This window comes from Micromonospora pisi, from assembly GCF_003633685.1.
Taxonomy (GTDB): domain Bacteria; phylum Actinomycetota; class Actinomycetes; order Mycobacteriales; family Micromonosporaceae; genus Micromonospora_G; species Micromonospora_G pisi.
On sequence record NZ_RBKT01000001.1, the window covers coordinates 908,148 to 933,589 of the forward strand.

A 25,442-nucleotide genomic window follows, 5' to 3' on the forward strand; every position below is an offset into this window, starting at 1 on the left:
CGGAATCAGATTCGAGCAGATCATTCGTGATCAGGAAGGAATCGATATGAATCGCGCTAGAACCCTGAAGGCGATGGTGACCCTCGCCGTCGCCGGCACACTCGCTGCCGGCATGACCGTGATCCTCGCCCCCGCCGCCAGCGCCGGAACAACCCTGAGGGCGGCAGCGGCCGAGAAGGGTCGTTACTTCGGCGCCGCGGTCGCGACGTCCAAGTTCTCCACCGGCACGTACATGACCGTCCTCAACCGCGAGTTCAACAGCCTCGTCGCCGAGAACGAGATGAAATGGGACGCCACCGAGCCCCAGCAGGGCCGGTTCAACTACACCGGCGGCGACCGTATCGTCAGCCATGCCCAGGCGAACGGCATGAGCGTGCGTGGCCACGCCCTGCTCTGGCACGCCCAGCAGCCCGGCTGGGCGCAGAGCCTGTCCGGCAGCGCGCTACGCAACGCCGCGATCAACCACGTCACCCAGGTCGCCACCCACTTCCGGGGCAAGATTCACTCCTGGGACGTGGTGAACGAGGCGTTCGCCGACGGCGGCAGCGGCGGCCGACGCGACTCGAACCTGCAGCGCACCGGCAACGACTGGATCGAGGCGGCGTTCCACGCCGCGCGAGCCGCCGACCCGGGCGCCAAGCTGTGCTACAACGACTACAACACCGACGGGGTCAACGCCAAGTCCACCGGCATCTACAACATGGTGCGGGACTTCAAGGCCCGAGGCGTGCCGATCGACTGCGTCGGTTTCCAGTCCCACCTGGGCACCTCACTGGCCGGTGACTACCAGGCCAACCTGCAACGCTTCGCCGCCCTCGGCGTCGACGTGCAGATCACCGAACTGGACGTCACCCAGGGATCCAACCAGGCCAACATCTTCGGCTCCGTCACCCGCGCCTGCATGGCCGTATCCCGCTGCACCGGCATCACGGTCTGGGGCGTACGGGACTGCGACTCCTGGCGCGGCTCCGACAACGCCCTGCTGTTCGACTGCAACGGCAACAAGAAGCCCGCGTACGACGCGGTCCTCAACGCCCTCAACGCCGGCGGAGGCATCACACCGTCGCCGACCACACCGACGAATCCGACCACGCCGCCGCCCGGGCCCGGCGGATGCACCGCATCACTGTCACTGAACTCCTGGACCGGTGGTTTCGTGGCCACGGTACGGGTCACCGCCGGCTCCGCCGCAACCAACGGATGGACCGTCACCACAACACTGCCGAGCGGGGCCGCCGTCACCAACACCTGGAGCGCCTCGGCCAGCGGCAACACCGGCACCGTCCAGTTCACCAACGTCAGCTACAACGGCCGGCTCAACCCCGGCCAAACCACCGAGTTCGGCTTCCAGGGCACCGGCAGCGGACCCGGCTCGACCCCCACCTGCACCGCCAACTGACCTCGAGTTCCCGACAGGTCAACCTCGAAGATGGAAGGAGTGGCAGGATGCCCAGACACAGAGCGATTTTCGGGCCTCTCGCCGTCGCGGCACTGCTCGCCGTGACAGCGGGCGTCACATCGCACAGCGGTAGCCTCGGCGGCGGCGCGACGGCCGCCGACCTTGGTGTCGCCGCGGCGAGTGCCGGATGCGGCAAGGCCCCGACGCTGGCCAACGGTACGCACACTATTCAGAGCAGCGGCAAGAACCGCAGCTTCATCCTCAGAATCCCCGGCAACTACGACAACAGCCGCCAGTACCGGTTGATCTTCGCGTTCCACTGGCGGGGAGGCACCGCCAACGAGATCGAATCGGGCGGCACCAGCGGAGCCGCCTGGTCGTACTACGGCCAGCTCGAACAGTCGAACAACAGCGCGATCCTCGTCGCGCCCCAGGGCCTCAACGGTGGCTGGGCCAATTCCGGCGGCGAGGATGTCACCTTCGTCGACGACATGATCCGACGGATCGAGAACGATCTGTGTGTCGACACGACGCAGCGGTTCGCCCTCGGTTTCAGTTACGGCGGTGGCATGAGCTACTCGCTCGCCTGCTCCCGGGCGAATGTCTTCCGAGCCGTCGCGGTGATAGCCGGTGCGCAGCTCAGTGGGTGCAGCGGCGGCAACCAGCCCATCGCGTACTTCGGAATTCACGGCATCAGCGACACGGTCCTCAACATCTCGCAGGGACGGTCACTGCGCGACACGTTCGTCAGGAACAACGGCTGTACCTCCCAGAGTCCACGGGAGCCGGCGTCGGGCAGCCGGACGCACATCACCACGGCCTACTCCGGGTGCCGGGCCGGGTATCCGGTGCAGTGGGCGGCGTTCGACAACGGACACATGCCCGGCCCCGTCGACGGGACGTACACCGAGAGCGGCGTCACGACCTGGACCAAGGGAGAGATCTGGCGGTTCTTCTCGCAGTTCCAGAGCACTCCGCCGAACCCGACCACGTCGCCACCGAACCCGACCACGCCACCACCGAACCCGACCACGCCGCCGCCCGGGCCCGGCGGATGCACCGCGTCACTGTCACTGAACTCCTGGACCGGTGGTTTCGTGGCCACGGTACGGGTCACCGCCGGCACCGCCGGAACCAACGGATGGACCGTCAACACAACACTGCCGAGCGGGGCCGCCGTCACCAACACCTGGAGCGCCTCGGCCAGCGGCAACACCGGCACCGTCCAGTTCACCAACGTCAGCTACAACGGCCGGCTCAACCCCGGCCAAACCACCGAGTTCGGCTTCCAGGGCACCGGCAGCGGACCCGGCTCGACCCCCACCTGCACCGCCAACTGACCTCGGGGACGAGTAGCTGATTCGCCCGGCTCCGGTGCGGGTGACCACTCGTGATCACCCGCACCGGAGCAGGTCAGGCGCCTCGGAGCAGGTCACGTGCCGCCCGATGCCTGTCCGGCCGAGTCGGTGGTGTGGCCTGGGAGTTCCTGCCAGCGCGGCGGGTCGGCTCCCGGACGGGCGCAGGTGGCGCCGGCCACCTCGACGGCGTACCGCAGGGCGGCAACGATCTCCTCCTCGGACCAGGAGGGGTTTGCCCCGGACAGCTCGGCGTCAAGATCTGCGCCAGGTGACGGAGCCGAGCGCCAGGATGCTCGGGAGAGTACGGCGAGCAGCCCGGCGGTGAACGCGTCGCCAGCGCCGATGGTGTCGACCACCTCAAGAGCGGGAGCCGCCTGCCGGAGCAGTTGGTTACCCGAGCGGGCGACGGCGCCATGCGGGCCGAGTGTCACGACGCCGAGCGTGGCGCCCAGGTCGTGCCAATGATCGAGGACCTGCTCCACCGAGTGACCCGGGTAGAGCCATCCGACGTCCTCCTCGCTGGCCTTGACGACGTGGGTACGGCACACGAGGTGGTCGACCCGGGCGCGGGCCTCGGCGGGAGCGCCGAGCAGACCGGGCCGAACGTTCGGGTCGAGGCTGACGATCATGCCGTGCTCCCTGGCTGCGCTCAGGGCGGCGCCGACATGATCCGCCCCGGGCGGCAGGAACACCGCCAGCGAGCCGGCGTGCACGATTCCCCGCCGGGCGAGTGCGGTGGCCAGTTCGCTCGGCTGCCAGGCCCAGTCCGCCGTGCCTTCGACGTAGAAGTCGTACCCGGCGCTGCCGTCACCGGTCAGGGAGACGACCGCGAGTGTCGCCGGCTCTGCGGCGTCGACGGCGTACCGGAGGTCGACGCCGTTGGCTGCGGCGTGCTCGCGCAGCCGGCGTCCGAGGGCTGTGGTCGAGAACCGGGCGAGCAACCTGGTCGGCACATCGAGCCGGGCCAGGCCGACGGCCACGTTCAGGGGGCTGCCGCCCGGATGCGCGGCGTACCGACCGTCAGGCTCCGGTACGAGGTCGACGACCGCCTCGCCGATCACGGTGACCGGCATCGGAGCCGGCCGGGCTGACCTCTCCCCTGTCTCCTCCCGCATATCCGGCGCTCCGCTCACCGGTGCTGGCCGGCGGCGACCTGCGCGGCGTTGGTGTCCGGGCCAGTCCACGGGGAGTGGAACGGGACAGGGTCGGTGATTTCGCCGACGAACGTGCCGTTGACGTGGTCGAGGAACCCGATGAGCGCCCAGCCCCGCTCGCCATCGGGGACCAGGCGGGGTGCGTACAGGTGCGGGTGAGCAACCGGCTGCGCGGAGGCCACATCCCAGGGGCCGAGCACGCTCGCCGCCTCCGCCACCCATATCCGTCGGTCGCCGCGCCGCTGGTCCGCCACCGCGTTGGTACAGAAGAGCAGGAGGGGTTTGCCGTCGACAACGGCGACCTGGGGCACTTCGAGGTGGCCGAATCCGGCGGGCGTGGACAGCGGCGGCCGGACGGTCCAGGTGACCAGGTCCGGGGAGGTCGCATGGCCGATGACGCCGCGCTCGGACGCCGCTCCATGGTTCGCGCGGGCGGTGACGAGCATGTGCCAGCCGTCGCCGGAGGGGTCGGCGAAGACCCAGGGGTCCCGCCAGGCCTGCTCGTACCACATGTTCCGGTCGAGCAGCTCGTACCAGGTCGGGTCGGCCTCGACAAGGGGTTCGGTGCCGTGGCGGTGCCATGTGGTCAGGTCGTCGGAGACGGCCAGGCCGATCCGCTGGACCAGCCCGTCCTCGGCGCGGCCGACACCGGTGTAGAACATGTACCACCGCCCGTCCGGGCCCCGGACAGTGCACCCTGTCCACGTGGCCAGGTCGTCCCAGCCCGGCGCGTCGGCTGGCACGAGCGCGTCGGCGACCAGGGTCCAGGAACGCAGGTCGGTGGAGACGGCGTGCCCGATCGCGGCCCGCTGGTGGCGGCGGTTCGGGTCTTGCAGGGCGCGGGAGGCGCGCAGGAAGAACGCGTGCCATCGACCGTTGTCGTCCTGGACGTACCAGCTGTCCCACACCCAGTGGTCCGGCAATCGCAGCATGCCGGCAACCTACCAGTGAATCGGTTTAGCTACGACGTTCCCTACCCCGCTGCGCGGGTTGTGGCGGCCGGCGCGGCAGTGGACCTGCGTCGGCGCAGCGGCATGGGAACGTACGACGGCCCGGCGGCGCCGCCATCGAGCACGAGTTCCACGGCACGGCGCCCCATCCGCTCGTGCGGCAGGGCAGCGGTGGTCAGGCTGGGCCGGAGCCAGGCGGCGATGGGGTCGTCGTCGAAGGAGATCACCGAGATGTCGTCGGGGATGGCCAGCCCGGCCTCATTGAGCGCCTGGTAGGCACCGAAGGCCAGTCGGTCGTTCATGCAGATGACCGCGGTCGGGCGTGGTGACCTGGACAGGAGGGTACACATGGCGGCGTACCCGTGTTCGGGCAGCCATTCCACGCAGTGACACTCGGCGAACAGGGTGACATTGGCGGCGGCGAGGGTGTTCCGGACACCGCGCAGGCGGGCCTGCGCGGCGATGGAGACCTCGGGATCGTCCTCCTTGAGCCGGTTGCGCCCGATCAGGGCGATGCGTTCGCGGTGGCCTTCCGCAAGGAGGGCCTCGGTGACGGCGGCTCCAGCCTGCTCGTCGTCGGGTAGCACGCAGGGCAGGCCGTCCGGGCTGGTGGCGTTGAGCAGCACCACCGGGCCGCCGAGAATTGCGGGGGGCACCGTGAGTCGACGGGTTGCCATCGCCGCGTAGACCACGCCGTCGACCTGGCGGTCGAGCATCGCCTCGATGGCATACCGCTCGAACGCCGCGTCGCCCTGGGTCTCCGTGATGAGCAGTACGTGGTCCCGTTCCCGGGCGGCGTCCAGCGCGCCGCGGATCAGGTCGCCGGCGAATCTGGTCGTGGCGACGATGTCGGAGACGAACGCGAGGGTGGCGGTCTTGCGGGTACGCAGACTGCGCGCCGCCGTGTTGGGCCGGTATCCGAGCTCCTCGGCGGCGGCGAAGACGCGCTGGTGGGCCTCTGCGGACAGCCGGGTGCCCTCGCGCCCGTTGAGCACCATCGAGGCGGCGGTCTTGGAGAGGCCGGCCAGCCGTGCGACATCGGCCAGGGTTGCCCTGTTGCTGCCCATGACTCCTCCGAATCCGCGGCGCGTCACGTGCCACCACATCTCAATCATCATCCGCGAGCCACTGTCGCCGCTGCGGTCGGGACGGGCGACGGGACACCACTGGTGTGAACCAGCCGTTTCCAAGTCGTTGCCAAACTCGTCCTTGACAGGGTTCGCGCACCACGCGCATGCTCTGCTAAATCATTTTAGCTACGCCGTTGAGTGTTACGGAAGGGAACAGTCCCTCTTCCCGTAATCGTGTCGGCTGACGTGGTCGCGACCCCCGGGGCGCCGGTTGTGCGGCCGACACGAGGCGGTCGGGGTTGTGCGGCCCGACCATGGCGGCGTGACGCGGCATGAATCAAGGAGTGGTTGACGTGCCGGATTCCTCGACCAGGTTCTCGCGACGTCGGCTGGCACTGCTGGTGCCGGCCCTCACCGCCGGCCTGGTGATGAGCGCATGTAGCGCACCAGGGTCGGACCAGCCGTCGTCGACCGGGTCCGACGGCCCGGTCAGCACCGAACTCGGCACCGGGCCGATCAGTTTGGAGCTGTACGCGGAGACCGGCTTCCCGCTGGTGAAGGCGCTGGCGGACGAGTTCACCAAGCAGCACCCGAACGTGAAGTTCAACATCCGCGAGGACCAGTTCACCGTGATCACCGAGAACGCACCCCGGGTGCTGGCCTCGGACAACGCACCCGACATCATTCGGCTCCCCACCATGGTCGACCTGGTCAAGGACGACCTGCTGAAGAACCTCGACCCGTACGTCGCCGCCTACGGCTGGGACAAGTTCCCGGCTTCTCAGCTCGTCCAGCTACGGCTCGCCGACGGGGGCGGCGTACGGGGCTCGGGCTCGCTGTACGGGCTCGGCCTGGGCTACAGCGTGACCGGGGTGTTCTACAACAAGACCCTGGCCACACAGGTCGGCATGGCCAAGCCCCCGACCACCATCGCCGAGTTCGAAGAACTGCTGGCCAAGGCAAAGTCCGCCAAGGTGCAGCCGATCATGCAGTTCAACAAGAACACCGCCGGCATCAACTTCCCGCACCAGGCGCTGCAGAACCAGTTCGGGGACCCGGCCCGGGTGTCCGACTGGATCTTCCAGAAGCCGGGCGCGACGTTCGACACCCCCGCCGCACTGAAGGCCACCCAGACCATCCAGCGGTGGGCGCAGGCGGGCTACTTCCCGACGGACGCGAACGCCCTGGACTACGCGTCCATGGTCGGCGAGTTCCAGAAGGGCAACGGCCTGTTCATGTTCAACGGTGACTGGGAGTCCGGCAACCTGGACAAGAACATGGCCGGCAACGTGGGCTTCTTCCTGTTCCCGGGCGAGGCCGCCGGCGGCAAGCACGTGGCGATGTCGGCGCCCAACACGTTCGGCGTCGGCGCCCGGGCGAAGAACCCGGACGCTGCCGCGTTCTTTCTCAACTGGGCGCACACCGACCCCAAGGCCCGGGAGATCTCCGTGAAGGTCGGCGGCTCGCACCCCGGCGGCCCCTCCGACCTGCCGCTCCCGTCGGTCGCCGAGGGCACCGTGTTGTCCGAGACGCTCAAGGCGTCGCAACAGCTCGGCGCCGAGAACGGCGCGGTCGACTTCACCGCGAACGCGACCGGTGGGATCTTCGCCGCCGCGATCACCCCGGAGATGCAGAAGCTCGTCGCCGGGCAGCAGACCCCCGAGGGGTACGTGAAGGCGGTCCAGGCCGAGTACGAGAAGGAACTGTCCCGATGACCTCTGCCGTCGGCAGCACTTCCGCCGGTGCCCCGACCCGGGCCGGCGGCGAGGACCGGCAGCCACCCGTACGGCCCTACCGGAAGCGGTGGGGCCGTACGGCCGGGTGGCTCGGCTGGCTCTGGGTCCTGCCGGCCCTGAGCATGTACGGGTTCTTCGTCCTGCGTCCGCTCCTGACCACGATGCAGTACTCGCTGTACAATTGGAACGGCATTGGTCGGGCCGAGTGGGTCGGCCTGGACAACTACCTGACCGTGGTCACCGACAGCGACCTCCTGAAGATCATCTCGAACGCGTTCATCCTGATCGTCTTCTTCAGCTTCGCCCCGGTCTGCCTGGGGCTGCTGGTCGCCAGCCTCGTCCGTCGGCTCAGCGCCGGCCCGTTCGGCACCGTCGTGCGCACCGTGCTGTTCCTGCCGCAGGTGATTCCCCTGGTCGCGGCCGGCATCGCGTGGACCTGGCTGCTGTCCACCGACGGCCTGGTCAACCAGATCCTGCGGGCCGTCGGCCTGGGCGGGGTCACGCGCGCCTGGCTCGGCGAGTTCGACACAGCACTGCCCTCGGTGGGCGTGATCGGTACCTGGGTCATGCTCGGCCTGTGCACGATCCTGCTCGTCACGGGCATGAGCAAGATCGACCCGGCGCTGTACGAAGCGGCCCGCATCGACGGCGCCGGCCCGGTACGGGAGTTCTTCGCGGTCACCCTGCCGAGCCTGCGGCAGGAGATCGGGGTCTGCCTCACCGTGACCATCATCGCCGCCCTGGCCAGCTTCGACATCGTCTACATCTCCACCAGCGGTGGACCCGGCATCCAGACCACGGTGCCCGGCCTGGAGATATACCGGCTCGCCTTCTCCCAGCGGCAGGTCGGGCTCGCCTCGGCACTGGCGGTGGTGCTCATGGTGCTGGTGCTGGTGTGCGTACTGCCGATCCAGCGGTTGACCCGGGAGGAGAAGGCATGAACCTCACCAGCCGCGGCGAACGCCTGACCGGACGGATCTTTCTGATCGCGCTGGTCGTCGTCACGCTATTGCCGTTCCTGAGCATGCTGTCCGCGGCGTTGCAGCCGCGCGGCACCGTCCCCACCGGACTGGCCTGGCCATCCGACCCGCAGTGGGGCAACTTCGGCGCCGCGTTCACCGCCGCCAACATGGGTGTGTTGCTGCGGTCCAGCCTGCTGATCGTGGTCGGGGTCGTGCCGATCGGCGTGGTCATCGCGACCATGGCCGGGTTCGGACTGGGTCACCTGCGGGTGCCCGGTGGCCGGATCGCCTTCGGCCTGCTCCTGCTCGGTCTGACCCTGCCACTCGAAGCCGTGGTCACCCCGCTCTACTACCAGATGCGCGACCTCGGACTACTCAACACCCGCTGGGCGATTATCCTGCCGCTGATCGGCCTGTACATGCCGTTCTCGGTGTTCTGGATGCGGGCCCACTTCACCACGGTGCCGAAGGAACTCTCCGAGGCGGCGCGGGTCGACGGCAGCAACACCTGGCAGTTGTTCTGGCGCATCCACGTGCCGCTCGCCCGACCGGCCATCGCGTCGCTGACCATCCTGCTGTTCCTGTGGACCTGGAACCAATTCCTGCTCGCCATCGTGCTCGTCGACGACGCCACGAAACGCACGATGGCAGGCGCGCTCGGCGCGTTCCAGGGGCAGTGGGGGACGGACCTGGTGCTGCTCTGCGCCGGCTCTCTGCTCATCCTCACTCCCACGCTCATCGTGTTCCTGATCTTCCAACGCCAGTTCATCAAGGCCCTCATCCAGGGGTCGCTGAAGGGATAGCGCGTGACCACGCATCCATCAGTCCGAGGTGACGTCGACGAGGGCTTCGGCCCGGTCGCCGACATCTTCCGGGACAACTTCTCCTCGCGCGGCGAGGTCGGCGCCGCCGTGGCCCTGTATGTGAGGGGCCGCAAGGTCGTCGACCTGTACGGGGGGCTCGCCGATCCCCGGTCGGGACGCCGCTGGGCCGCCGGCACCCCGGCGGTCGTCTTCTCCTGCACCAAGGGCATCCTGGCGATCTGCGCGTACCTGCTGGTCCAGCAGGGCCGCCTCGACCTGGACGCGCCGGTCACCCGGTACTGGCCCGAGTTCGGTCAGCACGGCAAGGCCGCCATCCCGGTGCGCTGGCTGCTCACCCACCAGGCCGGCCTACCAGCCCTGGACCGGCCGCTCAGCCGCGAGGACGTGGTCAGCTGGAAGCCCGTGATCGAGGCGATCGAGGCGCAGACGCCGCTCTGGCCGCCCGGCACCGCACACAGCTACCACGCGATGACCTATGGCTGGCTGATCGGTGAGGTGATCCACCGCATCACCGGTCAGCTGCCCGGCGCGTTTTTCCGCGACACACTTGCCGCGCCGCTCGGCCTGCGTACCTGGATCGGTCTTCCCGACGAGGAGCGTGACTCGGTGGCCTGGATGCTGGCGCCGCCGGCCGGGTCCGCGGTGCCCCTGCACCCGGTCGCCGAGAGCGGGCTCACCATGGGCGGCGCCTTCGCCTTCCCCGCCGACAACGACGGTCTGGTCAGCTTCAACGACCCGGTCATCCAGGCCGCCGGGATACCCGGAGCCGGTGCCGTCAGCACCGCCGAGAGCCTGGCCCGCCTCTACGCCGCCGCGGTGTCCCCGGTCGGCACCGAGCGCCTGCTCACCAGGACTTCGGTCTACGACGCGACCCTCCCCCGGGTCGCCGGCCAGCAGCGGTACGGGCCGGCCGACACCGGCCAGCGCTGGGGAACCGGCTTCCTCCTGGACTCCCCGCCGGCACGCCCCCTGCTGGGTGCGCTCAGCTTCGGCCACGACGGCGCGGGTGGCCATGTGGCCTTCGGCGACGACGCCTACCAGGTGGGCTTCGCGTACGTCGTCAACCAGATGGGCGGCGTCGACGACGACCGGGGCGACCGGCTCACGGCCGCCGTGCGGGCCTGCCTGGGGGCCTGACCAGACGCGGCGACCACGAGTGTTTCGCCGGATCTCCACCTGTCCCGGTCCCGGACAGGGTCGAATTCGCCACGAAGCCGGGGCAGGCGCGGTCCATACTCGTCTTGATGGCCGCGCCGCCACCCGGCCAGCGCAGACGGTCCGGGCGATGGGGCGCCCGGCCGCGGTGCGGCCGGGCGCCCTCTGCTCAGCTACGCAGCTGCCACTGCTGGTTGGTGCCACCGTTGCAGGCCCAGAGGATGAGCTTCGTACCGTTTGCCGTTGCGGCGCCGGTGGCGTCCAGGCAGAGGCCCGACTGCGCGCCCGTGATCGAGCCGTTGGCGTTGACATTCCACTGCTGGTTGGCCTGGCCGTTACAGTCCCAGATCACCACTGCGGTGCCGTTGCTGGTGCCCTGGCCGGAGGCGTCCAGACACTTGGTGCCGTAGACCATGAGCTGCCGGCTGGCGGTCTGGGTCCAACGCTGATTGGTACCGCTGGTGCAGTCCCAGAGCTGGGTCTGGGTGCCGTTGGTGGTGCTGGAGCCACCAACCTCGGCGCACCGTCCTGACTGGGCCCCGACGATCTGCACGTTCTGCGGGTTGGTGCCGCCGCTCTCGACACCAGCGGTGGCCATCACCGCCTGGGCGCCCGACGGCCAGTTGCCGTTGCTGACCGTGACGTTGCCGGATACCACGTTTCCGCGGTCGCCGTTGGTCACGTTGGTGCTGCCGTTGGTCGACCAGTTGTTGGTGACGGTGTAGTTGCCCATGTTCTCCGCGTACCAGTAGTTGGCGGTGGCCCAGGTACCGGTGGAGGAGAAGACGTTGTTGCGGGCGGTGTAGTAGCGGGAGCCCTCGTCGAAGTAGAGCCCGAACCAGCCGTTGGTCCGCAGGCAGTAGTTCTCGTTGATGGCCGCGTTCGGGTTCGCCGAGAGCGTGTAGATGCACCCCCCGTCGGTCATCTGCTGCATGACGTCGTGCACGTAGTTGCCGGTGACCCGGTTGTTCGATGCGGTGGTGGGCGTCGTGTATCGCGGCTGGTAGTTGTACAGGCCACGGTTGGCGTAGTGGTCACTGCCGCCGGCGTCGTTGGCGCCCCAGCCGTACCCGACCGAGAGGCCGGTGTACGGCATGTTGTAGACCTCGTTGTGGGAGATGGTGGCGGTGTTGACGTAGGTGGTCAGGATCGAGACGACGCCCCGGTACTCCAGGCCGAGATCGTGGACCCGGTTGTTGCTGATGGTGATGTCCCGGTTGACCATCCGCTGGTCGCCAGGGTGATGCGCGTCGGCGCGTACGCCGCCGACCACGATGCCGCCGGCCGAGTTGCGGGCGATCTCGGAGCGGGTGATCGTGATGTTGCTGGCGCCCAGGCCGACGCCGCTGGCGTGAGCGTTGGCGTCGTTTCCGATGCCGATGGCCGTCTGTCCCAGGTTGACGAACTGGGAGTCGCTGAAGGTGATGGTGTTGGCGGCGGAGACCTGTACGGCGGCGGGCATCTGGTTCCAGTTCGGCCGGGTGGCCTCGAACTGGGGGCAGCCGGCCTGGCAGGAGGTCAGTGCGTCGGCCGGGCGAGCCCAGGTGCCGATGATGTGGGCGCCGGTCTGCTGGTCGGCGAAGCCCTGGTTGCTGCTGGGGCCGAGCCAACTGGTGCCGGTGAAGGTGATGCCGCTGAACGAGATGTGGTGCGCCGGCGCGTCGTACGTGCCGCCGACGTTGACCAGGGACTGCATCTGCGGCAGCTCCACGCTGACGGTGCCCATGTTCTGCCCGGCGAGCGGGATGTAGTTGAGCACGCCGGTGCCGGGGTTGAGGTACCACTCGCCCGGTGAGTCAAGGAACTCGTACGCGTTGGTCAGGTAGAACGGGCCCGCCCGGTGCGGGCTGGACAGGGTGTCGAACCCGAAGGTGTTGTTGTTCCAGGCGGGCTGCTGCATGGTGAGGAAGTTCCCGCTGATGCTCTGCACCGGCGAGTACCGGTCGGTGAACGAGCCGACGCTCTCGATCTCGACCCGGTTCTGGTTTCCGAGGGTGTTGAGGTAGCTCAGGGCGCTGTTGCTGAACCGCATGCCGGTGGTGGTGAAGGTGAAGTCGGACCGGTTCACGGCGGTACGCGCCCGGGTGGCGACGGCGCCGTTCACGTAGAGCTGACGAGCATCGAGCCCGGCTCCTACGTTGGCCCGCCAGATGTTCTTCCCGGCGTCGGCGAGGGACCAACCGGTGACCGCCCGGGCGCCGCTGATCGTCGGGCGGGCCGAGGCTGCCGCTCGCCAGATCACCTGATAGCCGTTGTTGCCGGAGTCCGCGGCCGTCAGTCGCATCGGCGTCGAGAGCCGGTACGCCCCGTCAGCCAGTTCCACGACGATGTCGCCGGACATCGTGCTGTTGCGCGCCCGTACCGCAGCCTGCGCGGCCGTCAGGGAACACGGCTGGGAGGCAGAGCAACTGGTGCCGGTGCCGGACGGAGACGCATAGAGGGTGGTGGTGGCCGCGAGGGCTGGGGATGCCGAGGCGGTCACGGCGACCAGGGCGGTCATCGCTGTCGCGGCGGCGCCGGCCAGCAGCCGGCGCACAGAAGGTAAGGACGAAAGGGGCACGGGACGGTCTCCTGACATGAGAGGAGTGAGGGTGGAACGCCTCAACGAGGCGCGACGGAATGACTGTGTTAGCGCTAACAACACGGACGACGGGGGCGCTCCCGAGGAAGGACCTGCCGATGCCCGCAGGGCGGGCAGCGGGCGCTGACGATGGATCTGACATCCCGAGACCCCTCACAGACAGTAGTCACCGATGAGATCCGTGCACCGCCCCCGAACCGTACGAGGCGTCGGACGACGAACGTTCGCAGATCGCGACGGAGGCCTATGTGCTCGTGTTGCAAACATGGCCTTGACACGACCGAAACATCACACGTATGAAGATAGATGTTTGGATGCGGGTCCGCAATCCTCGACCTCCGGCGGTCACCAGGCCCGCCACTCGATCGGCAGCGGCGCCGACCGAGGGAACCAGGCACCATCGCCCCCACCCCCAGGGCAAACCGGGACCCTGGTCAAGTCATTGACACCCATCAATGTCTAGCGCATCCTGACCTCACCGACCACGAGATGAGAACACAGCCCACGTCACGCTGTGTGACGTCCTGCGGGGCTGACTGCCGTTGCGGCGGACGGCACGACGACCAACCAGCACACTCGTGCCCCCTCGCGCGTCCAGGCACGACCTGACGCGCCGTCGGGCCCGTGGTCGCAATCCCGTTGCCCGCCCGAACTAGGAGACGGCATGCGTCGCAACACATTGATCATTGGATTGATCGCGGGCCTGTTACTCTCGCTCGCGCTCGTCCACCCGGCATCAGCGGCCCCGGCCTTCCGCGCCCTGCTGTTCACCAAGACCACCGGATACCGGCACGACTCGATCCCCGCCGGGGTCTCGATGTTCCAGCAGCAGGCGACAGCGAACAACTTCGAGTTGGTGCACAGCGAGGACTCGAATGTCTTCACCCCGGCCAACCTCGCCACCTTCGACGTCCTCATCATGTTCCAGACCTCGGGCATGGTGTGGACCTCGGCGGCCCAACGCCAGGCGCTGGAGGGGTTCCTCGCCACCGGTAAGGGAATCGTCGCCATCCACAACGCCACGGACATGGGCATCGAGGCCGAGTACCCGTGGTGGGACCAGACCGTGAACGCGGGCGCGCACATGCCCGAGCACTCCCCCGGCGTGCTGCCCGGCACCGCCATCGTCGCCGACAAGAAGCACCCGTCCACAGCCAGCCTGCCGGACCGCTGGAACCGCAGCGAGGAGTGGTACAACTTCGATCGCAACCCCCGGGGCGACGTCCACGTCCTGGTGACCGCCGACGAGCGGACGTACAACCCGGGCTCTCGGGCGATGGGTCCGGACCATCCGATCTCCTGGTGCCGCAACGTCGCCGCAGGCCGGGTCTGGACCACCGCCATGGGGCACGCCTCCGAGTCGTACAGCGAGACGCACTTCCGCAACCACGTTCTGGGTGGGGTCAAGTGGGCGGCCGGCAGCGAGGCCGGAGATTGCGGCGGCACCGTCTGGGGCAACTTCGAGAAGCGTGCCCTCGATGACAACACCGTCGACCCGATGTCGCTGGCCGTGGCGCCGGACGGGCGCGTCCTCTACGTCCAGCGCGGCGGACAGGTCAAGATCTTCAAGCCCAGCACGAACAGCACCGTCACCGCGGGCACGCTCAGCGTCTACACCGGCGGCGAGGACGGTCTCACCGGGTTGGCGCTCGACCCGAACTTCGCCAGCAACGGTCACGTGTACCTGTACCACTCGCCGTCGAGCAGCACGACCGACGTTAACCGCGTCTCCCGTTACACGCTCACCGGCGACACGCTCAGCCTGTCCAGCGAGGTTCGGATCATCGACATCCCGGCGTACCGTGACCGCACGTTCCCCGAGCCCGGACACACCGGCGGATACATCGAATTCGGCCCGGACGGGAACCTCTACATCGGCACCGGGGACGACACGCCGCCGAACCTCGACCCCAACTGGCAGGGCTACGCACCGCTGGACTGGCGGCCGGGCAAAGCCAATCTCGACGCTGCCCGGACCGCTGGCAACACCAACGACCTGCGCGGCAAGCTGCTGCGTATCAAGCCCTCGACCAGTGGCGGCTACACCATCCCGACGGGCAACCTCTACCCGCAGGGGACGGCACAGACCCGGCCGGAAATCTACGCGATGGGCTTCCGCAACCCGTTCCGCTTCTCGATCGACCCGGCCAACGGCTGGGTCTACCTGGCCGACTACGGCCCTGACCGGAGCCCACCAACCACCAACCGCGGCCCCGAAGGACTCGTCGAGCTCAACGTGATCAAATCGGCGGGCAACTACGGCTGGCCGTTCTGCCACGGCGACAATCAGCCCTACGCGCCGTTCAACCCGGACACCGGCGTCGTCGGCGCGAAGTTCAACTGCACCGCACCGGTCAACAACTCCCCCAACAACACCGGCCTGACCAGCCTGCGGCCGGTTGTGGCGCCGAACCTGTGGTACGGCTACGGCACCTCGCCGACCTTTCCGGAGCTCGGCTCCGGCGGCTCCGCCCCGATGGGCGGACCGGTCTACCGGTACGACCCGGCGAACCCGTCCGCGACGAAGTTTCCGCCGTACTACGACGGCGTCCACTTCTTCTACGAGTGGTCACGCAGCTACCTCAAGGAGGTGCACTTCGACTCCGTCACAGCGGTGAGCCGCACCAACCCCTTCCTGCCGACGGCGAGCTTCAACAAGCCGATGGACATGGAGTTCGGCCGGGACGGCTCGCTCTACCTGTTGGAGTGGGGCACCAACTTCGGCGGTGGTAACAGCGACTCCGGGCTCTACCGGATCGACTACATCCAGGGCGGACGGTCGCCGGTCGCCAAGGCCACCGGCACGCCCACCAACGGCAACGCACCGCTCAACGTCCAGTTCAGCAGTGCCGGTACGGCCGACCCGGACCCCGGCAACACACTCAGCTACCAGTGGACGTTCGGCGACGGCACCACCTCGACGTCGGCCAACCCGTCGCACGTCTACACCACCAACGGCAACTACGCGGCGCAGTTGAAGGTAACCGACAACACCGGCAAGACCGCCTTCGCCAACGTCCAGATCACCGTCGGCAACACCGCGCCGGTGGTCACCATCACCACCCCGTCTAACGGCGGCATGCTCACCTTCGGGGACCGGGTGTCGTACCAGATCAGCGTCTCCGACCCGGGTGGCGCCCCGGTCGACTGCGCCAGGGTGGTGCTCAACCCGGCGCTCGGCCACGACGACCACGCGCACGAGACCACGGAATACCCGGGCTGCTCGGGCACCATCTCCACCGACCTGCTCGGCGGACACCCCGACGGCGCCAACCTGTTCTACGTGCTGAACGCGCGGTACACCGACAGCGGCGGCGCGGGTGGCGCGGCTCCGCTCACCGGCTACGGACAGGTGATCCTCCAGCCCAGGCACAAGCAGGCCGAGTACCACAGCAGCCAGTCCGGCATCCGGATCGTCGACCAGGCCGGCGCGGAGAGCGGCAAGCGCGTCGGGGACATCTCCAACAACGACTGGGTGGCGTTCACCCCGATGAGCCTGTCGGGCATCACGACCGTCAGCTACCGGCTGTCGTCACCGTCCGGTGGCGGCTCGATCGAACTTCGCGCCGGCTCGCCGACCGGCACCCTGCTGGCCACCACACCGGTGCCCAGCACCGGTGGATGGGACAACTACCAGTCCACCCCACCGGTGAACGTTGCCGCCCTCGCCGGAACCCAGACGCTTTACCTGGTCTTCAAGGGCAGCGCGAGCAACTGGTTCGACCTCGACTCGCACACCTTCGGCGGCCCCGGCGTCGGCGTCCCCAACACCGGCGGCGTAGCGGGCCGGACCTGGACGCTCACCGCACAGCACAGCGGCAAGCTGATGGACGTCAGCGGCGTCTCCACCGCCGACGGCGCCCAGATCCACCAGTGGGCGGCCACCGGCGGCAGCAACCAGAAGTGGCAGGCCGTCGACGCCGGTGGTGGCGCGGTCTACCTGAAGGCGGTCCACAGCGGCAAGTGCGTCGAGGTGACCGGCAGTTCCACCACGGCGGGAGCCTTCCTCCAGCAGGCCACCTGCAACAACGGCAACCAACAGAAGTTCACCGTCGGGCCGACGGGGACCGCCGGGGTGTACACGGTGACGAGCGCGCTGAGCGGGCTCTGCGTGGACGTCGCCAGCGCCGCCACCAGCGACGGCGCCCGACTGTTGCAGTGGAACTGCCTCGGGTCCACCAACCAGCAGTGGCGGTTCACCCTGGCGTGACGATCCGCGGCTGCTGCCACAGCCAGTGACGGTCCGGTCGGGACCGGCGTCCGAAGAACGGGGCCGGTCCCGACCGGGACGTCGCCGTCAGACGGGCACGTCCCGGGGCGGCGGCGCCGCGAGCAGCCCGGCCGCCGCCAGTTCGTCCCAGAGTTCGTCCGCGACGGCGACCCCCGATCGTCGTACGGCCTCGGCCGCCTGAGATCCGTTGCGCACACCGACGACCGTCGACACCACGGCCGGATGCCGGCGTACGAAGGCGAGCGCGGCCTGCGGGAGGGTGACACCGTACGTCTCGCAGACCGAGGCGATTCGTCGCGCCCGATCGATCAAATCGCCTGGGGCCTGCTGGTAGTCGTAGAACGCATCGGCCGGTGGCCGATCCCGCGACAGCAGCCCTGAGTTGTACACACCCGCGATCACCACACCTACTTCGCGGCTCTCCGCAGCGGGCAGCAGGTCACCGGCCGCGCCCTGTTCCAGCAGGGTGTACCGCCCGGCGCACATCACCACGTCGATGTCGGTCTGCCGCACGAACCGAGCCAGCATCGCGGTCTGGTTCATGCCGGCCCCGATGGCACCCACGACCCCCTGGTCACGCAGCTCGACCAGGGCGGGCACGGCTTCGCGCGCGGCCTGTTCCCAGTGGTCGTCCGGATCATGGAGGTAGACGATGTCGATCCGGTCCAGGCCCGTGCGGTCGAGGCTGGCCTCGATCGACCGACGGACGCCGTCGCGGCTGAAGTCCCACACCCGCCGGTGGGTCGCGGGAACATCGAACCCGGCAGGGTCCCGCAGGTGCGCGGTTCGGGGCGACGGCACCAGGAGTCGCCCCACCTTCGTCGACACCACGTACTCGTCGCGCGGTCTGTGCCGCAGCGCGGCACCGAGCCGTCGCTCGGACAGCCCGAGGCCGTAGTGCGGCGCAGTGTCGTAGTACCGGACGCCCGCGTCCCACGCGGTGTCGACCGCCGTGGCGAACTCGTCGTCCGTGGTCGCCCGGTACAGGTTGCCGCCCTGCGACGCGCCGAAGCCCAACTCGGTGAGGCGTACCGCCGGGCGCCGCGCCAGTGCCCGCGCCCTCACAACTCCCCCAGCCGGTAGACGCGACGCGCCGTGTCCCCCCAGATCAGCGCCCGGTCGGCCGCATCGGGCTCTCCCAGCAACTCCGCCAGGACCTCGACCCAACGCAGGTACGACGCGGCGAGCAGACACACCGGCCAGTCCGAGCCGAACATCAACCGGTCCGGGCCGAACACGTCGAGCGCGTGGTCGACGGCCGGTCGGAGGTCCCCCGGCGTCCAGGGCGATCGCGCCACCTCGGTCACCAGACCGGAGAGCTTCGCCGTGGTGTTGGGCGAGGCCGCGAGCGCCCGCAGGTCCCGGGTCCAGTCCGCCATCTCCGGACGGCCCAGCGCGGGCTTGCCCAGATGGTCGAGGACAAAGCTCACCTCGGGCAGGTCGTGCGTCAGACGCGCGGCCATGGCTAGCTGGTGCTGCCGGACCAGCAGGTCGAAGACCAGGCCGGCCGCTCCCACCGCCGCGATCCCTCGACGGACCTCCGGACGGTCCAGGTACGCCGGGTCGGTCTCGCCCTGTACGAGGTGGCGGATGCCGACGAGACGGTCCCCGCCCCGTGCGACCCGCAGGCGGTCGATGCGGTCGACGACGTCGTCAGCCGTCAGGTCCACCCAGCCGACGACCCCGCGCACGAGGGTGCTGTCGGCCGCGAGGCCCAGTAGGTCCACCGTCTCCGCCTCCGAGGCGATGGACTGCACCACAACGGTCGCGGTGACCCCGGCGGCCCGGGCCATCGGGGCGAGGTCGACCGGCTCGAAGTCGGCGTCGATGGCTGCCATTGTCACCGGGTCGATCCACGGCTGCGGGTGCCGTGCCCGTACCCAGAGGTGGTGGTGTGCGTCGACGATCCCCGTTCGTCCGGGTGCGTGCTCGCCCGTCATCGGCCGAGCCAGCCACCGTCGACGGGCAGCACGACTCCGTTGACGTAGTCCGACGCCGACGATGCCAGGAACACCGTGGCCCCGCCGAGATCGTCGGCGCGGCCCCACCGACCCGCCGGGATCCGGGCGAGGATTGCCTGTTCGCGGTCGGGGTCGTCGCGCAGCGCCTGGGTGTTGTCGGTGGCGATGTAGCCGGGGGCGATGGCGTTGACGTTCACCCCGCGCGCCGCCCACTCGTTCGCCAGCGCCTTGGTGAGCCCGGCCACGCCCGACTTCGACGCGGCGTAGCCGGGGACGGTGATGCCGCCCTGGAAACTCAGCAACGACGCGGTGAAAATGATCTTTCCCCGACCGCGCTCGACCATCGCCCTGCCGATCTCCCGGCTCAGCACGAACTGGCTGCTCAGGTTCACCTCGATCACGTGGTCCCACATCTCGTCCGGGTGGTCGGCGGCTGGAGTACGAGCGATCGTGCCGCCGTTGTTCACCAGGACGTCAATCGGCCCGAGCGCGGTGAGGTCACGGGCCAACCGGTGCACGGCCGCCCGGTCGGCGAGATCGGCCCGCAGCGCGGTGAACCGGCGGCCGGCGGCCCGCACCCGGCGTTCCACCTCGCTCCCGTGTGATTCGAGCTGGGCGGAGACGCCGACGATGTCGGCACCGGCCAGAGCCAGGGCCTCGGCCATGGCGAGGCCTATGCCACGCCGGGCACCGGTCACGACTGCCGTCCGGCCGGACAGATCGAACAGGGCCATCACCGGTTGCCCTCCCGCATGTCGAGCAGCACCTTCATCACGCCGCCACCCTCCAGGGCCGTGAACGCGGCGGTGGCCGCCTCGACGGGTTCGACCCGGGAGATGAGCTGTCGCGCCGGGATCGCGCCGGAGGCCACCAACCGGATCGCCTCCACCATGTCGTCACGCTGGTACAGGCGGGCGCCGAGCAATTCCAACTCACGCCAGAAGAACCGGTGCAGGTTGACCTCCCGGGGCTGGGGGTGGATCGCGACCATCACCAGTCGGCCGCGGGTGGTCAGGACGTCGACCGCCGTGGCGACCCCGGCGGCGGAGCCGGAGACCTCGAAGGCGATGTCGGCACCCGCACCGTCGGTGCGGTCGTTCACCAACGCCACGACATCGGTCGTTCCCGGGTCGATCACCTCGAGACCGATTTCTTGCGCGACCACACGCCGGAACGGGTCCGGTTCGACGAGGAGAACCCGCGCCCCGCGGCCCTGCGCGACGGCGGCGATGAGAACCCCTACCGGCCCGCCGCCGACCACGACCACCTGGTCGTCGGCGGTCACGTTCCCCCGCCGTACGTCGTGCACCGCGACCGCGACCGGTTCGACGAGCGCCGCGTGGTCGAGCGGCAGCTCCTCGGGAAGCGGCAGGACCAACTCCGCCGGGGCGTTCCAGAAGGACTGCATGGCGCCTGGCGAATCGATGCCGAGGAAGTTCATCGCGTGGCAGATGTGGGAGTTCCCGTGCCGGCAGGCCGCGCATTGTCCGCACGAACGGGTTGGCATCACGGTGACGGCCTGGCCCACGGACCAACCGGTGGTGTCGTCTCCGACGGCCGCGATCCGGCCGGACATCTCGTGCCCGATGATCGCCGAGGCGCCCACCCGGGCGTCCATGTCCCCGTGGTAGATGTGCAGGTCGGTGCCGCAGATCCCGGTGTAGGCCACGGCGATCCGCACCTGGCCGCGACCCGGTGGCTCCGGTTCACGATCCTCGATTCCGAGGTGCCGCGCTCCCCGGTACACAACTGCCTTCATCGATCCTCCGTCTACGGTCGGTACCGGTCACTCGACCGGCATGGTTGTGGGTGCACCGCCGTGGCGGTGCACCCACGATCACCTTGTTCCGGCGGTCAGCTCACGCTGAAGTCGGCGAAACTGAACTGACCCGTCACCCCGGCGGCGTGCGAGGTGGCGATCAACCCCGCGTCCTGGGTGGCGGCGATACCGGGCAGGTTCACGGTGGGGCCGACCTTGGTCCAGGTGCCGCCGTCCGTGGACCAGTAGCCACTGACCCCGGTGTCGGAACGGACCAGTCGGACCCAGGCCGGGGCCCTGACCCCGGCCGCCCCGCTGAACGAGTCGAGGTAGCCGTTGCCGTCCGCGTCCCACTGGAAGGCGACCCCGTTGCCCGGCGTGACCACAAGGACGGCGTACCCGGGTGACGATCCGGCGCCGGTGACGTCGTTACGCAGGACGACGCCCGCCTTGGCCCACGGGTTGGTGTTCCCCACAGCGGTGACCCGCGCGGTCACGGTGGCGGTCTGGCCGACCACGTCGTCCCGGTAGATCGCGCCGTACTCGTCGAACGACCCGCTGCTGTCCTGCCAGATGTCGGCGCCGGAGGTCAGGATGGCGTATCCGGTGCCGGCCTCGGCGAACTGGCTCGGCACCGAGCCGTACCCCTTGAACGAGGTGAGCGGGTTGAGTGCGGTCAGCGTCAGTGTCCGGTCCAGGGCGTACGCGGTCCGGTCGGCCCGGAACCCCACCGCCACCGCGACGTCCGCCGCCGCGACCGGGGTCGGAACCGAGCCGGGTGCGGTGACCTGCCACGACTCGGTGGTCGACTCGCCCGGGGCCACCACCACCTTTGGCCGTTTCCCGGTACGGGCCGCCCGCCAGCCCTCGGGGACGGTGATCGAGGTGGTCAGGCCGATGGCCGGACGGTCGCCGACGTTCTCGATGGTGGCGGTGACCGTGGTGGAGCCGCCTGCGCTCACGCTGTGCGGATCGGCGGCGAGAAAGACGCCGACCGGGGGACGCTGCGGGTCCGCGGCGCCGCGGTACGTCCCGGTCGGGCCCGCCTGGTGGATGACCCGACTGGCCCCGATCGGGATGTTGGCGGCGGTCATGGTGACGTTGTCCCGGACCGTATTGCCTCGGCTTCCCTGAACGAGCCCGGTGATCGCCGGGTTGGTCGCGTAGTTCCCGATCAGTGTGAGGTCGCCGGTGCGGTTGCCGTTCTGGTTGTTGGCGTGCGCCCACTGCCCGGCGGTTCGGACGAACACGTTGCGGGACGCGCTGAGATACCGGGAGCCCTCGTCGAAGTACAGGCCGAGCTGCCCGCTGTTCTCGCAGAGGTTCTCGTCGATCGTGCTGCCGGGCATCGCGGAAAGGGTGTAGATGCAGCCGGCGTCGAACATCGTCTGGACGACGTTGCGGACATGGTTGCCGACGACACGGACGTTGCTCAGCGTCGTCGGGGTGTCGTAGACGGGCTGGAAGTCGTAGAGCCCTCGGCTGAGGTACTCGGGGCTGCCGCCCGGGTCGTTGGCTCCCCAGCCGTAGCCGAGCCCGATGCCGGTGTACGGCATGTCGGAGATGTAGTTGTGCTCGATGGTCAACCGGGTGACGTAGCTGGCGAAAATGGCGTCCTGGTCGAGGTACTCCCTCGCCGTCGCGTAGACGCGGTTGTTGCTGATCAGAATGTCGCGGTTGACCATTCGTTGGTCGGACGGGTGGTGGGCGTCCGGACGTACGCCGCCGACCATGATGCCGCCGCCGGCGCTCGCGGTGAACGTGTTGCCCACCACCGAGACGTCGTGCGCGCCCAACCCGATGCCGGTGGCGTGGGCATTGGCATCGTTGCCGATGCCGAGCCCCACGGCGCCGAGGTTCACGAAGGTGCTGTCGACGACGTCAATGCCCTCGGCCGCCGACACCTGCACCGCCGCAGCCGTCTGCGCCCAGTTGTTCCGGGACCCCTCGAATCCCCGGCAGCCGAAGTCGCACGAGGTGAAGCCGTCGGCCGGCCGGTCGGGCTGGACACCGGTGATGAATACCCCGGTCTGCTGGTTCGCGTACCCGTTCGGCGAGCTGGGGTGCAGCCAGGTGGTGCCGGTGAAGGTCAGCCCCTCGAAGCGGAGGTTGCGGGCCGGCGCGTCGTAGCTGCCCCCGACCTGGACCAGCGTTTCCAGCCGGGGCAGCTCCACCCGGGCCCGCGTGATGTCCTGGCCGGGCAGCGGCTTGTAGTAGAGCGTGCCGGCGGTGTTGTCGAGGTACCACTCACCGGCCTCGTCCAGGAACCGCTTCGAGTTCAGCAGGAAGAAGGTCGGGGTCCGCAGCGGGGACTGGATGGTGTCGTACCCGTAGGTGTTGTTGTCCCAGGCCGGCTGCTGCATGGTGACCGTGTCGCCGACGATGCTCTGCACCGGCGCGAAGCGGTTGGTGAACGACAGCATCGCCTGGAAGTCGATGCGCTGCTGGTCGGGGAGTGCGGCCAGGTAGGCCAGATCCGGGTTGTCGAGGGTGAAGCCGGTCGCGTTCAGCGTGAGGTCGGTGCGGGCCAGCCGGAGCCGGGCACGCTGCGCCGGAACCCCGTCGACGTAGAGCTGCCGGGTGTCGAATCCGGTGCCGACGTCGGCCTTGTAGACACCCGTCGCAGTGTCGTCGAGTTGCCAGTCGGTGACCGCCCGAGCACCGCTGAGCACGGGCTTCGCCCCGCGCGCGGCCCGCCAGGTCACTGTGTGCCCGTCGCGGCCGGAGTCGGCGGCGTCGAAGCGAAGCGGCGAGGTCAACCGGTAGGTCCCGGCCAGCATCTGCACGACGACGTCCCGGCTCCCCGAGGCGGCGTCCCGCGCTCGCCGCTGGGCTTCGGCCAGGGTGGCCAGTGGACGGCCCTGGGTGCCGGGGCCGTTGTCGTCGGCGTTGGCGGCCCCGGTGGGGGCGACCACGATCGTACGGGCAGCCAGGGCGGCGGCGGCCGTGCCGGCCAGCGGTCCGGTGAGCATTCCGGTCGCCAGGAGCGCGGCGATCGCCGCCGCCGCTGTTGGTCGGGTCGGTACGAGCGAGGGGGGCACGCAAATGTCCTTTCGGTGCGGAGACACGGTGGCCTGGTCAGTGGCGGGCGGTAGACGACACCTCGTTGCGGGAATGCAGCGGCACAACGGGGACCTGCCGTGCGGGGGCGATGCCGTCGACTCCGGCCAGCAGCCGTCGTCCGGCCTGCTCCGGCCGGACGTTGGGGCTCTCGGCCGCCTCCGTCTCCGAGCGGCGGGTGACTGCCCGGATCCGGTCCTCGTCGACCAGGATGCCCAGTCCGGGTGAGTCGCCGAGGACGAAGGCACCGTCCTCCACGTGCAGGTCGATGGCGAGGCCGACCGGTGGATGCAGGTCCTGCAGCTCGCTGGTCAGGTGGTTCGGCACCGAGGTCGCGGCGTGCAGCAGTCCGACGGGGCTGTTGCCGATCGGGCTGACCGGCAGGTCGTGGGCGTGAGCCAGGACGGATGTCCGCAGGAAATGGGTGACGCCCCAGACGGCGGCCATCTGGACGATGTCGACCGCGCCGGCGGCGATCAGCGGACGGTACTGTTCGAGCCCGGTGAGGTTCTCGCCGGTGGCGACCGACGCGCGAACTCCTCGGCTGACCGCGGCGAGACCCTCTGCGTCCCAGCGCCGGACGGGCTCCTCGATCCAGATGAGGTCCAGCGTGCGTTCGAGTTCGCCGACGTGCCGGACGGCTTGTTTCCGGGTCCATGCCTCGTTCACGTCGAGCATCAGGCCCGGCCGAGGTCCGTGCCCGGCGTCGGTCAGGACCTCCCTGACCAGGCAGAGGCGTTGCCGGTCGCGCTCGATGTCGAGGCCGCCCTTGAGCTTGGCGGCACGCAGGCCGTGCCGGGCGTAGACCTCGTAGGTCGAGACGAGTTCGTCGTCGGTCAGCCCGATGTCCAGTCCGGACGCGTAGGCGGGAACCCGCCGGTCGCGTCCGCCCAGCAGCCGCCACAGCGGCTCTCCGGCAGCCTGTGCCTTGATGTCCCAGAGGGCGGTGTCGAGCGCGCCGATGGTGCCGAATACCGGACCCGCGTGGCCCGCCTTGAAGGTGTGCCGCAGCATGCGGTCGTAGAGGGTCGTCACCGCGCGCGGATCTTCGCCGTCGATGGCCGCGAAAATCCGCTCGATCTCGACGTGCGGCCCGAGGCCGACCCCCGAGATACCCTCGTCGGTCTCGACGATGACGATCGACACCGGGACCACCCCGTCGGCGAAGACGCCGTTGGCGTCGCCGACGGGCCGCCCCCACTCCTGGACGGTGGAGAGTGTCCGATATCCGGTGATCCGCAT

General features: G+C 69.3%; 17 protein-coding genes. 7 read left to right on the forward strand and 10 right to left on the reverse strand.

Annotated features, from left to right (window positions below):
- Positions 1–46 precede the first annotated feature (46 nt).
- Both BDK92_RS03615 and BDK92_RS03620 read left to right on the forward strand, forming a co-directional pair.
- Complete coding sequence (locus tag BDK92_RS03615; RefSeq protein WP_121154569.1) at positions 47–1,399, forward strand: endo-1,4-beta-xylanase; 1,353 nt, start codon at positions 47–49, stop codon at positions 1,397–1,399.
- A gap of 47 nt (positions 1,400–1,446) precedes the next feature.
- Positions 1,447–2,739, forward strand: coding sequence for a CE1 family esterase (locus tag BDK92_RS03620; protein ID WP_121154571.1), 1,293 nt, complete (start codon positions 1,447–1,449; stop codon positions 2,737–2,739).
- A 92-nt stretch (positions 2,740–2,831) separates the two neighbouring features.
- Here the strand turns inward: BDK92_RS03620 and BDK92_RS03625 are convergent, their stop codons facing one another.
- Genes BDK92_RS03625 through BDK92_RS03635 form a run of 3 tightly spaced genes read right to left on the reverse strand, consistent with a single transcriptional unit; the run spans position 2,832 to position 5,928 of the window.
- A complete protein-coding gene (locus tag BDK92_RS03625; protein WP_121154573.1) occupies positions 2,832–3,872 on the reverse strand; it encodes a carbohydrate kinase family protein in 1,041 nt (346 codons plus the stop codon).
- 14 nt (positions 3,873–3,886) lie between these two features.
- Positions 3,887–4,843, reverse strand: a complete 957-nt coding sequence (locus BDK92_RS03630; RefSeq protein ID WP_121154575.1) for a family 43 glycosylhydrolase — start codon at positions 4,841–4,843, stop codon at positions 3,887–3,889.
- 41 nt (positions 4,844–4,884) lie between these two features.
- Positions 4,885–5,928 (reverse strand): LacI family DNA-binding transcriptional regulator, encoded by a 1,044-nt coding sequence (locus BDK92_RS03635; RefSeq protein WP_121154577.1) that lies wholly within the window; start codon positions 5,926–5,928, stop codon positions 4,885–4,887.
- A 356-nt stretch (positions 5,929–6,284) separates the two neighbouring features.
- Between BDK92_RS03635 and BDK92_RS03640 the strand changes: the two genes are divergently transcribed.
- The 4 genes from BDK92_RS03640 to BDK92_RS03655 are packed head-to-tail and all read left to right on the forward strand — an operon-like array spanning position 6,285 to position 10,590.
- Positions 6,285–7,646, forward strand: a complete 1,362-nt coding sequence (locus tag BDK92_RS03640) for an ABC transporter substrate-binding protein (RefSeq protein WP_211349049.1) — start codon at positions 6,285–6,287, stop codon at positions 7,644–7,646.
- The gene (locus tag BDK92_RS03645; RefSeq protein WP_121154581.1) at positions 7,643–8,608 is read left to right on the forward strand and encodes a carbohydrate ABC transporter permease; all 966 of its coding nucleotides are present in this window, start codon (positions 7,643–7,645) and stop codon (positions 8,606–8,608) included. The genes BDK92_RS03640 and BDK92_RS03645 overlap by 4 nt, the downstream gene beginning before the upstream one ends.
- A complete protein-coding gene (locus tag BDK92_RS03650; protein ID WP_121154583.1) occupies positions 8,605–9,432 on the forward strand; it encodes a carbohydrate ABC transporter permease in 828 nt (275 codons plus the stop codon). Before BDK92_RS03645 ends, BDK92_RS03650 begins: the two co-directional genes overlap by 4 nt.
- 3 nt (positions 9,433–9,435) lie before the next feature.
- On the forward strand, positions 9,436–10,590 hold the full coding sequence (locus BDK92_RS03655; RefSeq protein WP_121154585.1) for a serine hydrolase domain-containing protein: 1,155 nt from the start codon (positions 9,436–9,438) through the stop codon (positions 10,588–10,590).
- A gap of 187 nt (positions 10,591–10,777) precedes the next feature.
- Here BDK92_RS03655 and BDK92_RS03660 read toward each other — a convergent pair whose 3' ends face one another.
- Positions 10,778–13,108 (reverse strand): RICIN domain-containing protein, encoded by a 2,331-nt coding sequence (locus BDK92_RS03660; RefSeq protein WP_246017475.1) that lies wholly within the window; start codon positions 13,106–13,108, stop codon positions 10,778–10,780.
- A 745-nt stretch (positions 13,109–13,853) separates the two neighbouring features.
- On the opposite strand from BDK92_RS03660, the gene BDK92_RS03665 reads away from it, so the two are divergent.
- Positions 13,854–17,399: a ThuA domain-containing protein gene (locus BDK92_RS03665; RefSeq protein ID WP_121154589.1), complete on the forward strand. Its 3,546-nt coding sequence runs from the start codon at positions 13,854–13,856 to the stop codon at positions 17,397–17,399.
- Between the two features lie 87 nt (positions 17,400–17,486).
- On the opposite strand, the gene BDK92_RS03670 is transcribed toward BDK92_RS03665, so the two are convergent.
- From BDK92_RS03670 to BDK92_RS03695, 6 genes are all read right to left on the reverse strand, one after another.
- On the reverse strand, positions 17,487–18,485 hold the full coding sequence (locus tag BDK92_RS03670) for an aldo/keto reductase (protein ID WP_121154591.1): 999 nt from the start codon (positions 18,483–18,485) through the stop codon (positions 17,487–17,489).
- A complete protein-coding gene (locus BDK92_RS03675) occupies positions 18,482–19,360 on the reverse strand; it encodes an amidohydrolase family protein (RefSeq protein ID WP_121154593.1) in 879 nt (292 codons plus the stop codon). Before BDK92_RS03675 ends, BDK92_RS03670 begins: the two co-directional genes overlap by 4 nt.
- Positions 19,357–20,115 (reverse strand): SDR family oxidoreductase, encoded by a 759-nt coding sequence (locus tag BDK92_RS03680; protein WP_121154595.1) that lies wholly within the window; start codon positions 20,113–20,115, stop codon positions 19,357–19,359. Before BDK92_RS03680 ends, BDK92_RS03675 begins: the two co-directional genes overlap by 4 nt.
- Positions 20,115–21,140 carry a zinc-dependent alcohol dehydrogenase gene (locus tag BDK92_RS03685; protein WP_121154597.1) on the reverse strand — a complete coding sequence of 342 codons (1,026 nt, stop codon included), beginning with the start codon at positions 21,138–21,140 and terminating at the stop codon, positions 20,115–20,117. The genes BDK92_RS03680 and BDK92_RS03685 overlap by 1 nt, the downstream gene beginning before the upstream one ends.
- 95 nt (positions 21,141–21,235) lie before the next feature.
- The gene (locus BDK92_RS03690; RefSeq protein ID WP_121154599.1) at positions 21,236–24,181 is read right to left on the reverse strand and encodes an NEW3 domain-containing protein; all 2,946 of its coding nucleotides are present in this window, start codon (positions 24,179–24,181) and stop codon (positions 21,236–21,238) included.
- Between the two features lie 37 nt (positions 24,182–24,218).
- The gene (locus tag BDK92_RS03695; RefSeq protein ID WP_121154601.1) at positions 24,219–25,442 is read right to left on the reverse strand and encodes a mandelate racemase/muconate lactonizing enzyme family protein; all 1,224 of its coding nucleotides are present in this window, start codon (positions 25,440–25,442) and stop codon (positions 24,219–24,221) included.